15 protein-coding genes are annotated in these 14,308 nt (G+C 71.3%); 6 read left to right on the plus strand and 9 right to left on the minus strand.

Annotated elements, in window-relative coordinates; genetic code table 11:
* The first annotated feature begins 38 nt into the window (after positions 1-38).
* Positions 39-1,424 (plus strand): tRNA pseudouridine(13) synthase TruD, encoded by a 1,386-nt coding sequence (gene truD, locus P2T62_RS15370; protein ID WP_276257950.1) that lies wholly within the window; start codon positions 39-41, stop codon positions 1,422-1,424.
* Between the two features lie 37 nt (positions 1,425-1,461).
* Here truD and P2T62_RS15375 read toward each other — a convergent pair whose 3' ends face one another.
* Both P2T62_RS15375 and P2T62_RS15380 read right to left on the minus strand, forming a co-directional pair.
* Positions 1,462-1,869: a PIN domain-containing protein gene (locus P2T62_RS15375; protein WP_276257951.1), complete on the minus strand. Its 408-nt coding sequence runs from the start codon at positions 1,867-1,869 to the stop codon at positions 1,462-1,464.
* Positions 1,866-2,135, minus strand: a complete 270-nt coding sequence (locus tag P2T62_RS15380) for an AbrB/MazE/SpoVT family DNA-binding domain-containing protein (RefSeq protein ID WP_276257952.1) — start codon at positions 2,133-2,135, stop codon at positions 1,866-1,868. The genes P2T62_RS15375 and P2T62_RS15380 overlap by 4 nt, the downstream gene beginning before the upstream one ends.
* A gap of 139 nt (positions 2,136-2,274) precedes the next feature.
* Between P2T62_RS15380 and P2T62_RS15385 the strand changes: the two genes are divergently transcribed.
* On the plus strand, positions 2,275-3,006 hold the full coding sequence (locus P2T62_RS15385; protein WP_276257953.1) for a DUF2103 domain-containing protein: 732 nt from the start codon (positions 2,275-2,277) through the stop codon (positions 3,004-3,006).
* Positions 3,007-3,071: 65 nt separating this feature from the next.
* Here P2T62_RS15385 and rnhB read toward each other — a convergent pair whose 3' ends face one another.
* The 4 genes from rnhB to P2T62_RS15405 form a co-directional block, all read right to left on the minus strand.
* Complete coding sequence (rnhB, locus tag P2T62_RS15390; RefSeq protein ID WP_276257954.1) at positions 3,072-3,722, minus strand: ribonuclease HII; 651 nt, start codon at positions 3,720-3,722, stop codon at positions 3,072-3,074.
* Positions 3,723-4,056: 334 nt separating this feature from the next.
* Positions 4,057-5,505 (minus strand): tRNA pseudouridine(54/55) synthase Pus10, encoded by a 1,449-nt coding sequence (locus P2T62_RS15395; protein ID WP_276261630.1) that lies wholly within the window; start codon positions 5,503-5,505, stop codon positions 4,057-4,059.
* Between the two features lie 109 nt (positions 5,506-5,614).
* Positions 5,615-6,139 carry a PIN domain-containing protein gene (locus tag P2T62_RS15400; RefSeq protein WP_276257955.1) on the minus strand — a complete coding sequence of 175 codons (525 nt, stop codon included), beginning with the start codon at positions 6,137-6,139 and terminating at the stop codon, positions 5,615-5,617.
* A complete protein-coding gene (locus P2T62_RS15405; RefSeq protein ID WP_276257956.1) occupies positions 6,136-6,438 on the minus strand; it encodes a UPF0175 family protein in 303 nt (100 codons plus the stop codon). Before P2T62_RS15405 ends, P2T62_RS15400 begins: the two co-directional genes overlap by 4 nt.
* A gap of 110 nt (positions 6,439-6,548) precedes the next feature.
* On the opposite strand from P2T62_RS15405, the gene P2T62_RS15410 reads away from it, so the two are divergent.
* The 4 genes from P2T62_RS15410 to P2T62_RS15425 all read left to right on the plus strand — a co-directional run bounded on the left by P2T62_RS15410 (position 6,549) and on the right by P2T62_RS15425 (position 10,942).
* Positions 6,549-7,442: an undecaprenyl-diphosphate phosphatase gene (locus tag P2T62_RS15410; RefSeq protein WP_276257957.1), complete on the plus strand. Its 894-nt coding sequence runs from the start codon at positions 6,549-6,551 to the stop codon at positions 7,440-7,442.
* Positions 7,443-7,509: 67 nt separating this feature from the next.
* Positions 7,510-7,734 (plus strand): hypothetical protein, encoded by a 225-nt coding sequence (locus tag P2T62_RS15415; protein ID WP_276257958.1) that lies wholly within the window; start codon positions 7,510-7,512, stop codon positions 7,732-7,734.
* An 89-nt stretch (positions 7,735-7,823) separates the two neighbouring features.
* Positions 7,824-10,061, plus strand: coding sequence for an acetyl-CoA hydrolase/transferase C-terminal domain-containing protein (locus P2T62_RS15420; RefSeq protein WP_276257959.1), 2,238 nt, complete (start codon positions 7,824-7,826; stop codon positions 10,059-10,061).
* A 77-nt stretch (positions 10,062-10,138) separates the two neighbouring features.
* The gene (locus P2T62_RS15425; RefSeq protein ID WP_276257960.1) at positions 10,139-10,942 is read left to right on the plus strand and encodes a class I SAM-dependent DNA methyltransferase; all 804 of its coding nucleotides are present in this window, start codon (positions 10,139-10,141) and stop codon (positions 10,940-10,942) included.
* Between the two features lie 30 nt (positions 10,943-10,972).
* Here P2T62_RS15425 and P2T62_RS15430 read toward each other — a convergent pair whose 3' ends face one another.
* From P2T62_RS15430 to P2T62_RS15440, 3 genes are all read right to left on the minus strand, one after another.
* Positions 10,973-12,127: a DUF6517 family protein gene (locus tag P2T62_RS15430; RefSeq protein WP_276257961.1), complete on the minus strand. Its 1,155-nt coding sequence runs from the start codon at positions 12,125-12,127 to the stop codon at positions 10,973-10,975.
* A gap of 1 nt (position 12,128) precedes the next feature.
* Entirely contained in the window at positions 12,129-12,428 is a 300-nt protein-coding gene (locus P2T62_RS15435) for a DUF6517 family protein (RefSeq protein ID WP_276257962.1), read from the minus strand.
* A 64-nt stretch (positions 12,429-12,492) separates the two neighbouring features.
* Positions 12,493-14,184 carry a DUF6517 family protein gene (locus P2T62_RS15440; RefSeq protein ID WP_276257963.1) on the minus strand — a complete coding sequence of 564 codons (1,692 nt, stop codon included), beginning with the start codon at positions 14,182-14,184 and terminating at the stop codon, positions 12,493-12,495.
* Positions 14,185-14,308: the final 124 nt, after the last annotated feature.

Below are 14,308 nucleotides of genomic sequence, written 5' to 3' on the forward strand. Positions count from 1 at the left end.
CCCGGACCGGAGCGACCAGCACAGCGGGGCCCCGACCGATGCGTGAGGCCGACCCCCGCGAGCGCGAGATGGGGATGGCATGGTACGTGAGCGACGCCGACGGGACCGGTGGCGAGTTGCGCTTCGCCGAGGAGGACTTCGTCGTCCGCGAGCGCGAGCGGTTCAACGTCGACCTCCACCCCATCGACGCCGACACGGGCGCGTACCCGCACCTCGTCTTCCGCGCGACGCTGCGTGGCTGGGACACCAACGACTTCGCGAGCGCGCTCTCGAACAAGCTGGGGATGAGCCGCGAGCGCGTCTCCTGGGCCGGCACGAAGGACAAACGCGCCGTGACGACGCAGCTGTTCTCGGTGCGGTACGAGGACGAGACGCTCCCCGCCCTCGACGACGCCGAGGTCGAGGTCCTGGGTCGCGCGGGCCGGCCGGTCCTGTTCGGCGACCTCGCGGGCAACGCCTTCGAGATCCGCGTGCGGAACGCCGACCGCCCCGAGAACGCCGCGGCCATCACCGAGTCGCTCCGGCGGTTCGCCGCGGGCGGCGGCGACGAAGATGTGTCGGCCGACGACCCCGCGGGCGTGCCGAACTACTTCGGCCACCAGCGCTTCGGTTCCTACCGCCCGGTCACGCACCGAGCGGGGCTCGCGGTCGTCCGGGAGGACTGGGCGGACGCCGTCATGACCTACATCACGCAGACCGCACCCGAGGAGCCCGCCGACACGCGCGAGGCCCGCGAGTTCGTCGCCGAGACGCGCGACTGGTCGGCGGCGCTGGAGCGCCTGCCCGGCAAGTTGCGCTACGAACGCGCGATGCTCCATACCCTGGCCGAGCGGGTCGGCGAGGGCGAGCCGACCGACGAGGACTGGCGCGCCGCCCTCGAATCGCTGCCCTCGAACCTGCAGACGATGCTCGTCAACGCCGCGCAGTCGTACGCGTTCAACCTGATGCTCTCCGAGCGCCTGGAGCGCGGGCTCCCGTTCGCCGAGGCCGTCGCGGGGGACGTGGTCTGTTTCGCGGACCGCTCCCCGGAGACGCCCGACGACCTCGCGCTCCCCGACACGGACCGCCTCCAGCGCGTGGACGAGGGGCGCGTCGACACGGTCAACCGGCACTGCGCCCGCGGCCGGGCGTTCGTCACGGCACCGCTCGTCGGGACCGAGACGGAACTCGCGGACGGGGAGCAGGGCGACATCGAGCGGGCGGTGCTGGACGAGCTGGACCTCGAACCGGGCGACTTCGACCTGCCGGGCGCGTTCGAGTCGACGGGGACGCGTCGGGCGATTCTGTTGCGGACCGGGCTGGATGTCGAGCGCGTCGACGATGACCCCGACTCGCTGTGGTTCCGGTTCGCGCTGCCGAAGGGGTCGTACGCGACGGTCGTGCTGCGCGAGTACCTGAAGGACGACCCGCTGGCGCTAACGTAGTCGCCTGGGTGCGGCGACGTTCGTGGTCGAGGGCCGGTTAGTCCCAGAGCGTCGGGTAGTACTCGGCCATCTTGCTGTCGTCGGTGATGATGGCGTCGGTGCTCCTGTTGGCGTGGTTGGCGACGATCATCGCGTCGTGCATCTGCGCAGGGAAGGTGCCGAGATGCGAGAGCAGTTCGCGTGCGTCGGCGTGGGTGTCCTCGACGAAGGTGGCTGGGAGCTGTTCGAACCAGCGGAGGGCGTCCTCTGCGTCGAAGGGGATGGTTGTCCCCAGGAGCTCGTCGCGCCGGTCGAGAACGAACATCGCTTCTACAGCCGCGATGACCGGAATCTCCAGCGTCACGCGCCCGTCGGCGGCGGCCCGGAACTGCTCGTGGGCCGTGTCGGGGAGAATCCCGAGGGTGAAGTCGACGAGCGCGTTCGCGTCGACGGTGTACCGCTTCATCGGTCGAGGCTGGGGCGCTGTAGCTCGTCCATGTCCTCCTTCAGCGCATCGCTGACCGCCCGTGCCTCCTCCTCGGTCATGTCCTCTGCGAGGAAGCCGTAGTTCGGAAGGTCGCCCTTCTTGCGAAGCATGATGCCGTCCTCCTCCTCGACCCAGACCACTTCGTCGCCGGGTTCGATGCCGTACTTCTCGCGGAGCGCCTTCGGGATAGTCGTCTGCCCCTTGTCCGTGACCCGCGTGGTCTCAGGGCCGTCCGTCCCGCTCATATTTCGTAAGAACAGGTGTAAGAAGTTAGGCGTTGGGTCGGAGGTGCCGGCAGTGGACTCGCCGTGAGCGCGGAGCCGCCCTTTCTCTCCCGCTGCTCCGAACCGCCCGGCTTATGCGCGCCCACGGCCACCTTCCGATATGGAGTGTCGCCAGTGTGCCACGCCGCTCTCGCGCCCTGGCGACTTCTGTCTCACCTGCCGCACGGAGAACGCGGACAGCGTCGTGGTCGACTGCGACCGCGAGCGCGCCACCGTGACGGTCCTTCTCGATGGCGACGTGGTCGCCGAGCGCACGGTCACCACGCGCCCGGAGAACGACGGCGAGCGCGAGCCCGTCGAGTTGCGCAACTTCGCGGGCCTCATCGCCGACGAGGTCCACCGCAAGCGCCCCGACGAGGTGTACGCCGCCGGCGACCGTGACGTGCTGGAGGCGGTCCGCGAGCAACTGCACTACTCGCTCCGGCGTGTCGAGCCCCGGGGCGACCAGTCGGTCGTCGACGCCGTCCGGGAGCGGGCGGGCGAGCGCTCGCTGGAGGTGGTCGAGACGCCGCCCGACGAGAAGCTCGGGGGCTCGCACTCGACGCTGGTCGGCGGCCGCGACGGGATGACCGCCGTCCGCACCGTCGCCGCGCACCCACACGTCAAGAAGGTGATTCCCGGCCCCATCTCCGCGGGCGGGTCGGGGTCGCGCTCCGGCCTGCGGGCGAAGGCCACCCGCGCCGACGAGAACGGCAACGTCCGACTGCTCGTGCGGGACGGCTCCTCCGTACAGGAGAACCGCGTCGTGACGACGGCCGGGAGCCGGGAGATGGGCGAGCGGGTGCGGGACGACCTCGACGAGTCGCTCCGGGAGGCCGGGCTCCAGGAGTGATTTCGAGGAGAACCTGACGATCAGCCAGAGAGATCTGCAGGTTCGAGAGATATTCCGCGACCTCGTCAGAAATCCTCCAGCGCGGCCTGTTCCTGCTTCGCCAGCAGGTCGTCGCAGGTGCCCCACGACCGTCGGGCGCAGTCCGGGAGGTGGCCCTCGCGTTCGAGGTGGGCCTGCAGGAACTCGCGGGTCTTCGGGTCCGACGGGTAGCCCGACCCGAGGTCGTCGAAGCCCATCGAAGTGTAGCGGTCGACCAGGTCCGCGACGTGCGTGTCCCGCTCGACCTTGGCGATGACCGAGGCGGCCGCCACGAGCGCGTACGTCTCGTCGGCCCCGTGTTCGGCCCGGAGGTCGACATCCACGTCGAGTCGCTCGCGGACCCGGCGCGCGAAGCGGTCGGCGTCCGTGTCGCCGCCGTCGCAGATGCCGCCGTCGCCGTCGCGGACGACCTGCGCGAGCGCCTCGGCCTGCGCCGCGACGGTCAGCGTGTTCATGTCCTCGTCGCCGTCGATGCGCTCGACCGTGACCTCGGCGACACCCACGTCGACGCGGTCGTCCTCGCGGAGGGTGGCCGCGAGGTCCTGGCGCTGCTCGGGGCGGAGCCGCTTCGAGTCGTCGACCCCCGCCGGGATGGCGACCGCCGGCGCCCGGACGGCCGCGGCGAACATCGACCCCAGAACGGGTCCCTTGCCGGCCTCGTCCACCCCGAAGCGCATATGCCCGGAGCGGGGCCGGTCGGCTAATCAACCTTTCGCGTACCCCAGGGTGGCCCCGGAGCTACCGGGCGCTCGGGGTCGGCGGGGTCGAAAGAAGGGCGAAGGTCGACTCAGTCGTCGGTCGACGCCGGGTACTCGTACGCCGGCACCGCCGGCTCGCGCTCGGCTTCCTGGGTCCGTTCACGGGTCCGGTCGAGGGAGGTGTTGGCTGCTACATACTTGTACATGGGGAGGTCCCCTCCATGCCAGGCCAACACGTGCCATGGAGAAAAGGGTTGGGCGGAGGCCATCGGTTCCTCGCACTCGCGCCTCGGCCGACCTCGCTTCCGCCCGCCTACTCGGCCCCCTCCTCGCCGGGCTCGACCGGCGCGATGGCGTCCTCGGTGCTCGCCCGTTCGGTCACCATCGCCGAGGCACGGCCGTCGGGGACGCCCTCGGTCCATGCGTCCGGGTCGCGCCCGCCGGCACCGTCGAGGGCGTCCTCGTCGATGAGGAAGTCGGGGTGCTCGAACGGCCCCTCGACACCCTCGACGGCCATCACGTCCAGCGCCGTCACCTCGGCATCGACGCCCAGTAACCCAGCGAGCGACGGCTCGGTGCGGCCCTCGTCGCCGCTGACGAGTTCCTTCACGTAGAGGCCGCCGGCGCCGTGGACCACGATGGTCGCGTGCTCGGCGTCCGTCGTCGACCCGGAGATATCGTGGACCGTGCGCGTGCGCACGAGGTCGGCCCGCCGGTGGTCGACGCGGTTCGGGGTGCGCTGCTCGACGGTCGCCCCCCGCAACTCGTCGAGCGCGGCCTGCAGGTCCGCCTCCGCGACGGGCTCGTCGAACGCGACGACCATCCGGTAGGTCTTGGTCGCCTCCAGTTCCTTCACGCGCTCGACCATGTCGTGGGTCGCGTAGCGCAGGCCGACGACCTCGATGTCCTCGGAGGCCTCGTTGATCTCGCGCTCCAGTTCGGCGAGGTCGGTGCGTCGGCGGTGCGGGTCCTCGACCTCGAGGACGAACGGCCGGCCGGTGCCGACCATCAGCGCGTCAACGTCCTCGCGGCCGGCGCCGTGGAAGACCCCTTCGCGGCCGCGGTGGGCCTCGACCAGCGTGGGCGCGACCTCCTGCTCGACACTGGTTCGGTACCGGTAGCCCGTCCCGTCGCACTCGCCGCAGGGACCCACGCCGTACTGTCGGCCCGAGCCACCACACGCCGAGCACGGCCACTCCGTCTGCGGGACCATCCGCTTCAGTTTGCGATAGCGCCCGTAGACCGCCAGCGAGTTGATATCGACCTCCACCTCGGTCCCGTCGCCGACGGCCACGTCGAGCGTCACCTGCACCTCCGGGCGCCCGAAGTCCACCTCGGTCTCCGTCCGGGCGCCCACGCGCCGACCCACTTCGCGGTTGAGCTCCTTGCGCAGGTCCTCGCCGTGCGCGGCGTCGATGGGGTCAAGGCCGACCTCCTCGCGGAGCAGTTGCTCGTTCTCCTCCAGCAGCGCCGGCACCCGGCTCCCGAGCTGGTAGGTGTCGAACTCGATGCCGTCCAGTTCCGCGACGACGCGCTCGGCGAGGGCGTCGAACTCGCCGCAGAGCCCCTCGCAGACCCAGCAGTCGGCCACGTCGGGGGACTCGTACGGCTCGTCGTCCTGGAGTGCGATGGTCGTCCGGAGCGCCCGCCCGCGCTCCTCGTTGCGCAGCCCGAAGCTCCGGTCGGCCACCAGCCGGCCCAGGCAGGCGTCACACACCGGCCCCGAGGCGACGGCCCGGCGGGCGACCGCCAGCACGTCCACGTCCTCGCCGGCATCGGTCCCGTCGCCGGCGTCCGCGTCGGTCATGCCCGATGGTGGTCGTGGCCGGCGCTTGTGCCTTCCGACTGGTGGTGCGGAGCCCGGAGCCGCGTCAGTCTCGCCGGTCGGCCGCCTCCTCGATGAGTTCGTCCGCACGCTCGCGCAACTCGCCGGTCATGTGTAGACCGTGCTCGTCGAGTTGTCGGACAAGTCGCTTCCCCGACGATGGGGAGCGCCCCTCCTCGACGGCACGCACGACGACACCGATGGTCCCGGTGACCGTCACGTCGAACCCGTCGGCGACGGTCCGCAACCGGCGGTCGTCGGAGACCAGCGCCACAGGTTGGTCGTCGTCGAGTGCGGCCAGGAACGTAGCGACGAGCTGCACGTCACCCGTGACCGCCTCGTCCCCGAGGAGTTCCTGGGCACGGTCCAGCTGTGGCCCCGTGCTCGGGCAATCCATGAGGATGTCGTGACTCTCGCAGAGGCGTTCCAGATTCGTCCGCGCGGGCTCGGTCGTCACCTCGTCGTGGACGACGGGAGGGACGACGAGGTCCCCATCGAAGTTCGTCAACAGGTCGAGTTCCCCGACCGTTCCGAGCCCGATGAGGGTCGTCGCGTCGAGGAGAATCCTCATAGCTCACGGGCGGCGTCCGCGTCCCGTTCGAGGTCGTCCGGAGTGAGCTGGGTGGTGAGATTCCGTTCCCGGGCGATCTCGAGCCAGTCGGCGACGCTCACCCCCGCGATTCGGGCGGCCTCGTTGACACTCACCTCTCCGGACTGGTACCGTTCCGCTGCCATCCGGACCCGGATGTCACCGAGACCCTCCCGGAGCGCCTTCCGGATGACCGAACTCTTGTCCTCGCCCAGCAACTCCGCCACCGCCTCCAGGTCGGCCTCGTCCTCCTCCGGAATCCGCGCACTGATCGACCCCATGTTTACGTCTTACTACACCGTACTACAAGTACGTTCTGTCGCTCGGGACCGTCACCCATCCGCGCCCCGGACCGGAACGCCTACACCAGCCCGTGGGCCAGCACTCGATAATGCGAGAGGCACTTCGATTGGCTGTCGTCATCGGTATCCTCCAGGGAGTGTTCGAGTGGCTCCCCGTCTCGAGCGAGGGCAACGTCGCGCTCTACCTGACCGTGGTCGAGGGACTCCCCGAGGGGGCCGCCGTCCAGTACGCGCTCTTCCTCCACGCGGGCACCGCACTCGCCGCGGCGGTCTACTACCGCGACGAGCTGGGAACGGTCCTCCGGACGCTCCCCGACTGGGGGCCCGGGATGGCCTTCGCGGACCACGACCACGCGGACGTGACGTTCCTGCTCGTGGCGACCGTCGCCTCGGGGGTCGTCGGCATCGCGGCCTACCTCGCGCTGGATGCCATCGTCTCCGCCGTCGCGGGGGGCGCGTTCGTCGCGCTCATCGGCGTGTTGCTCGTCGGGACCGGCGTGGTCCAGTTCGCGGCGACGCGACGCGAGGCCGGGGCCGAGACCGACGGCGGCACGGCCACCGCCGGAACCGTCGGTGGGGGCGGCCTCGACACCGCGTTCGGCGAGCGCGAGGTCGCGAACGTTCCGGACGGGCTGCTCGTCGGCGTCCTCCAGGGACTCGCCATCCTCCCGGGCGTCTCCCGGTCGGGGACGACGGTCTCGGCGCTCCTGCTGCGTGGCTTCGAGGAGGAGGTAGCCTTCCGGCTCTCCTTCCTGCTGTCGATTCCCGCGGCACTGGGTGCGGCGGCGCTGGTCCTGCTGGACACGGGTGTCCCGACCATCGGCCCGCTGCCGGCCGCCATCGCGCTCGTGACGAGCGCGGTCGTCGGCTACGCCACCATCGACGGGCTGATGCGGCTCGTCCGCCGGGTCGCGTTCTGGCTCGTCTGCCTCCTGCTCGGCGCGCTCGCCATCGTCGGCGGCGTGTTCGTGGGCGTCGTCTGAATCAGCGGGCCGCCACGCACCGCCGGAAGTCGCTAGGTATTCCAGCCTGCAGGCTGAAAGGCGGCCAATGCAGGACACCCACAAGGAGCTGATGTTCCGTAGCTTCAAGGACGCCATGGATATCGTCGCCGACTATAACGAATGGGCCGACGACGCCTTCGACCAGCAGGTGCCGGTGCCGCCCCAGGCCGTCCCACAGGTCGCGATGGCGCTGTACCAGAGCCGTATGCGCGAGCGGATGGGCAGCGGCGACCTCGACTTCCCGGACTTCGACGGCCGGATGTACGACTGACGGCCGGGTCGGAGCGACAAGGGTGGACCCAGACGACCTCGCGACGGAGGCCGGGCATTGATACGGGCCACGGCTGAACCCATCGCACCATGGCTCCCTCCGAGTTCGACGACGTCTCCGCGTGCGTCGACCGTATCCTCGACCGACTGGGCGACGATATCACCGTCGCGGCGCCGCTCGGCGTCGGGAAGCCGAACCACCTGCTGAACGAACTCGTCGAGCGGGCACTCGCGGACCCCTCGCTCGACCTCACCGTCTGGACGGCACTCACGCTCTCGAAGCCCGACTGGGATTCGGACCTGGAGCGGCGGCTGGTCGAGCCGCTCGCCGACCGCCTGTTCGGCGATTACCCGACGCTCCGCTACGACGAGCTGCTCCGGGCGGGCGACCTCCCCGAGAACATCGAGATCCACCAGTTCTACTTCCCACCCGGCGACTTCCTCGGCAACCCCGACGCCCAGCAGCACCACCACAGCGTTAACTACACGCACGTCGCCCGAGCCATCGAGGAGGCCGACGTGAACCTGCTCGTCCAGCTCGTCGGCGCCGGCGAGCTCGACGACGAACCCGTCCTCAACCTGGGGTCGAACCCGGACCTGACCCACGAGGTGCTCGAGACCCTGCGGCAGGAGCGTGCCGACGGCGAGGAGGCGATGGTCGTCGGGCAGGTCAACCGGAACATGCCCTTCATGTACGGCGCGGCCCCCATCGAGCGCGACGCGTTCGACGCGGTCCTGGACGACCCCGACTACGAGTTCCCGCTGTTCGGCCCGCCGAACCTCCCCATCTCGACGGCCGATCACGCCATCGCGCTGCGGACGAGCGCGCTGGTCAAGGACGGGGGGACGCTCCAGATCGGCATCGGCTCGCTGGGCGACGCCATCGGCGCGGCCATCGCCCTGCGGGACCGGCAGAACGACCGCTACACCGACATCGCCGACGCGCTGGGCATCCCCGAGGACTGCCCGGACCTGCTCGCGGAGTGGGGCGACCTCGACCCGTTCGACGAGGGACTGTACGCCGCCTCCGAGATGGTGGTCGAGGCGTTCGTTCACCTCTACGAAGCGGGCGTCCTCCGGCGCGAGACCTACGACGACATCCACGTCCAGCGACTCGCCAGCGAGGACCTCGTCCCGGAGGGCCCGAGCCTCGCGGCTCTCGACGCGCTCGTCGAGTGGGCCGCCATCGACGAGTCGCTCACCGCCGCGGACGTCGACTACCTCCGGGAGTGGGGCCTCCTCCGGGAGGCCGTCGAGTACGATGCGGACGACGGGAACGAGGACGACGGCGGCGATGCCGGTACCCTGCACGTCGACGGGGAACGCTTCCCGGCCGACCTCGCCGACGAGGCGGCCCGCGAGGCCATCGCGGCCCACGCGCTCGGCGACGAGCTGTCGGGCGGGAAGGTGCTGCACGGCGGGTTCTTCCTCGGGTCGCAGGGGTTCTACGACGCCCTCCGCGAGATGGACGAGGCCGATCGCCGACGGTTCAGTATGCGGAGCGTCCAGTTCACGAACCAGCTCGGCGGCCAGCGTGACCTCGCCCGGCTCCAGCGTCGGGACGCACGCTTCGTCAACACGGGCATGAAGGCGACCGTGACGGGCGGCGTGGTCTCGGACGGGCTCGCGAGCAACCAGGTCGTCAGCGGGGTCGGGGGGCAGTTCGACTTCGTGGATATGGCCCAGGAGCTCCCGGACGGCCGGTCGATCATCCTCGTCCGTGCGACGCGGGAGACCAGCGACGGGGGCGTCGAGTCCAACATCATCTGGAACTACGGCCACATCACCATCCCGCGCCACATGCGCGACATCGTCGTCACGGAGTACGGCGTCGCCGACCTCCGGGACCGCTCGGACGCCGAGGTCATCCAGGAGATGATCAAGATCGCGGACTCGCGCTTCCAGGACGACCTCGTCGAGCAGGCGAAGGCGGCCGGGAAGCTCCCCGAGGACTGGACCGTCCCGCCCGCGTACCGGAACAACTACCCGGAGACCATCGAATCCGCGCTGGCACCCTACCAGGACGACCTCCCGTCGTTCCCGTTCGGGACGGAGCTGACCGAGGAGGAGCGGGCGCTCGCCGAGGGGCTGCGAACGGTCCAGCGGCAGGTCGCGGGGCTTCCGCGTGCCGTCCGGTCGCTGGCGACGGGCGAGCGGTCACTGGGAGCGGCCGCCGGCAGTCTGGGCCCGCTGTGGAAGGGACTGCGGGTGCCCGACGCCGCCGGTCCGTATCTCGAACGTATGGACCTCGACCGGCCGACCACCCGGCAGGAGCGGGTCTACCGGCATCTCGTCGCCTACGCGCTGGCCGAGGTCGACGCCGTCTGAGCCGGCCCGGGGCCGAGTTCCGTCAGCCCAGGGCCGTCGCCGACAGGGTTTTCGACAGCGCTCGCGTCCGGGAGCGCATGCGAACCCTCCGGGACGTGATGGACGCGGTCGCCGCCGCCCGGGCCGAGGGGGACGGCCCGATCCACGGGACCCTCTACGACGACCTCGCGCCGCTGTACGCCTTTGAGCGCGAGCGGATGCGCGACTATCCGGCCGTCGCCGAGTTCGTGGGCGAGCACGTTCCCGCCGACACCCGGCGGGTCGGCGTCGGGGCCTGCGGCCCGGGACTGGTGCTCGAGCAACTAGCCGAGCGGTTCGAGACGGCCGTGGGATTCGACCTGAGCCCGGCGATGCTGGAACTGGCCGCCGAACGGACCGGGGCGCCGGTCGTCCGCGCGGACCTGCGGAGCGTCGTCGCCCCCGGAGCGTTCGACGCGTTCACCATCCTCGGTGGCTCCATCGCACACCTCCCCGTCGTCGACGACGAGGACAGCGTCCGAGCGGCGCTCGGGAGCATCCACGACAGCCTCCGGCCGGGCGGCGTCTTCCTGTGTGACTTCATGGAGCGCGGCGCCCTCGAGAGCGGAGCGGTCGTGACGGACACGTTCGAGTCGGATCGGTTCCACGTCGAGCGGACCGTCATCACCACGGGCGAACCCGACGGCACGACCGCCCTCGGGGGGACCGGCCGGTACACCTTCGCCTACGAGATCACGGACCACGAAACGGACGAGACGGTCCGGGTCGGCACCTCGACGTCGGTCCGGGAGTTCGGCGTTCCGCAGTTGCTCGGGGCGGTCCTGGCGGCCGGCTTCACCGACGCGACGCTCGTCCGGCCGCCGACACACGGGATGGGACTGGTCGCACACAAAGGGACGTGAGCGTGGGTCCGGGGACGGGAGCGGGGGCCGCTAACCGCTGGTCAACTGCGCGGCCGTCTCGGCGAGGAGTCGTCTGGCCTCGACCAGCGTTCCGCTCTCGGTGAGGACCTCCAGCGCCCCCTCGACGGGCCCGATGGGGTGACGGTGGAGCCCGACGACGACCACCGTGTCGTCGGCGTCTGCCCGGACGAGATGGAGGCCCACGCCCCAGCCTTCAGCGTCGCCCCCGAGGACGCCAACGAAGCTCTCGATCTCGGTCTCGGTGTCGAGCAGCGTCGCCGTCTGCGGCCCCTCGTCGGGCCGGACGCGCTCGGGGCCCTCCACCAGTTCCAGTTCCGTCCCCTCGCCGAAGCCGGCCTCCTGGAGGAGTCGCTGGGTCTCCTCGCGCTGGAGGAGCGTCTCCGCCTCGATGTCGGCGAGGGGGTTGGCAGACTGGCCCGCGACCTCGGCCGTCGGCGTCGAGAGGACGGCCACGCCGAACGAGACACCGCCCATCGGCGCTGGCTGCGGGACGGTATCGCGGAACTCGAACCGTTCGGGCGGGGAGTCCCCCTCGGGCCACGCCCCGACGAGGGCGTCGCCGGGGGCCGCGACGAGGACCGATGAGGGGTCGAACGTCTCGCCGTCCTCGAGCGGGCGCCCCGGGGGGTCGTCGTCACCGAACACCTCCGCCCACGTGCGCTGGCCCGTCGAGACGAGCGCCTTGCGGGGTTCCTCGCCCCCGGTGAAGGCGATCTTGATCTCGACCTTCGCCAGCGACTTACCGGGCGCGAGCCAGCGCTGGCCCGGCCCACCCCCCTCGTCCGTCGGGACCCAGCTCTCGTCCGGCAGGAACTCCGCGACCGGGACCACGCGGTCGACCCCGACTGGTCCGTCCCGCGCGGGGACGAGTTCGTCCGCGTCGATGGCCTCTCCGGGGACCAGGACCATCGTTCCGTCGGGGTCGCTTCGCATGGCCGCAGCGATCTTGATCTCGACCTTCCCGTCCGCCGCTCCGCCCGGGACGGCGAGGCTCACGAGGCCGCCATCCGCACCCGGGCTCCCCTCGAACATCCCGAGCGGCACCGTCTCGAGGCCGGCGCCCGATGCGGGGGCGACGACCGCACCCCGGCTGATGAACCCGTCGTTGGCCTGCTCGACGAAGCGACCCATCGGCGTGCGGAGCGGCCCGTGTCGGTCGGCCATCTCACTGGCCCCCGAGTCCGGCCGCCCGGCTGTAGACCGCCGTGTGGCTGGTGACGCTCACCGAGACGTTCCCCCCGGCCGCACTCCGCTCGACCGTCGGGGACTCCCGTGACTCCTCTCCCAGGCGGAGCTCCTCCTGGGCGGTCGCAGAGAGCCCCGTCGGCGAGGATTCGAACGACTGCGACGTGACACCACCACAGCCCGCGAGCGACACCGCCGTCGCCGTCCCGAGCGTCGCGAGGAGGCGCCGGCGACCGAGACGGGCGACGGGCCCAGACTCTTCCGTGTCGTTGGCTACCATGATACCCGAGAAGGGGACCCTGAAAGGATAGCCGTTTGGGTCGGGCGGGGCGCGTACGGCCACCTCAGAGATACTCGAGTCGGCCGGCCGTCTCCGCCGTGAACTGCCGGCCCCGGCCGAGGGCCCGCTGCCAGCCCGACGAGTCGGAGAGGCCGGCTGCGGTCCCGAGCGGCTGGCGATGCACCCCGGCCGCGATGACGTGCGAGTCGTCGGTGATGGGGGCAAGGTGGACGCCGACCGCCCACGGGCCGTCCTGCCCGCTCACGACGCCCTCGTAGCTCTCGACCGTCGTTTCCGTCCCGAGCATCTGGACCGAGGTACTGGCATCGGCACCCGCGGAGCGGGGCCCGTCCAGCCACTCGACCGACCCAGCGTCGGTGACACCGGCCCGACCGAGCACCCGCCGCGCGACCTCGTGTTCGAGCAGCGCTGTCGCGTTCATCCCGACGAGGGGATTGACCGACTGGCCCGCGATGGACGCGTCCGGCGTCGAGACGGTCCCCAGCCCGAATGTCGCGCCGGCCAGCGGCGCGGGCGCACCCGCGTCGAGCAGGTCGTCGACCCCACCGGGGCCGGAGCCCGTCACCTGCAGCGAGGGCCCGTCGAACGGGGGGGTCGCCGGCCCGACCACCGCGAACACGGTCGATGCCGGGTCGACGGTGTCGCCCGCGGTGGCTGGCTGAACACCCGCAGCAGCGGCGGCGTCGGACCCCGCAGCCACCCCGAGTGCGTCCTCCAGGGACCCGCTGCCGGTGTCGAGGAGGACTTGGACGGCCGACCGGTCACCCGTCGGCCAGCCCGGAACCGGGTCCGAGGGCGAGTCGGCACCGTCCTCTGATTCCCCGCCCCCCACGTGCCACGAGCGGTCGTGGAAGAACGCCCGTCCGGGAACCCAGTACAGGCGCCCCGCGGCACCCTGCTTCACCGTGCGAGTGCCCCCCTGTTCGAGGTCGCTGCCCCGGAGGAGCCAGAGGGCGGCCGCGTCACCGTCGCCCCTGGCGCCCTCCGGGACGAGCAGGCCGACCTGCTGGCCGGGAGCGGTCGCGGCGGCGTCGAGCCAGTCGAGCGTCACGCCCTGGATGCCGACATCGGCGCCCGCGACGAGGGCCGCGCCGTTCCCGACCCGGCCGCCGTTCGCCGTCCGGACGTACCGGAACACGCCCGAGTCGCCCCGACCCTGCCGTTGCTCGACGGGGCCGGTATCGGCGACACGCTCGACGTCCTCGAAGTCGACAGTGACCGACTCCGTGGCGATGGCTCCTTGGCTCCCGCCCGTCGTCGCGTCGAGCGTCGGCGGGTCGTAGGCGAGCGGCCGGGCGTTCGTGAACCGCCACTGGAGCATCGTCGTTCCGGCGTCGTCCTGCAGGGAGACGACGACCTCCTTCCGGGCCTCGTCCATCTTCCCCTGGTCGACGGACGTGCGCCAGTCGTCCAGTGTACTGTCGCCCTTCCGCATCCCGCGCTCCATCGTCAGGTCCTCGTACTCCGTCTGCCCCATGGTCCGGCGCTGGCCCCCGCTCTCGCCGCCGGAGTCGACCAGCCCCGTCGAGCGTGCCGGGAGGTCGACGACCTGGAAGCCACTCACCTCGACGCCGTCGAGCTCGACCACGAACCGGCCGGTCCGGAGCGGGCCGTGTCTGTCCGGCGCTTCGAGCGACCGGGCCCGCTCCGCCCGCGGCCTGTCGGCGGCGTGGCCGACGAACGGTGCGGCTCCGGACGCCTGCATGGTCCGACGGTGGTCTGGGTCCTCGGTCATACCTGCTCCGTGTCGGTATCGTTCGTGCTGGTGTGTCCGGCGTCGTGTCCCGCGATAGCCGGACCGTCTCGAATGTGACTGCGCTCGGGCCTCGCGCGTGGGCGGTGGGTGGACACGGGACTCC

This window comes from Haloglomus litoreum (genome assembly GCF_029338515.1).
Classification (GTDB): domain Archaea; phylum Halobacteriota; class Halobacteria; order Halobacteriales; family Haloarculaceae; genus Haloglomus; species Haloglomus litoreum.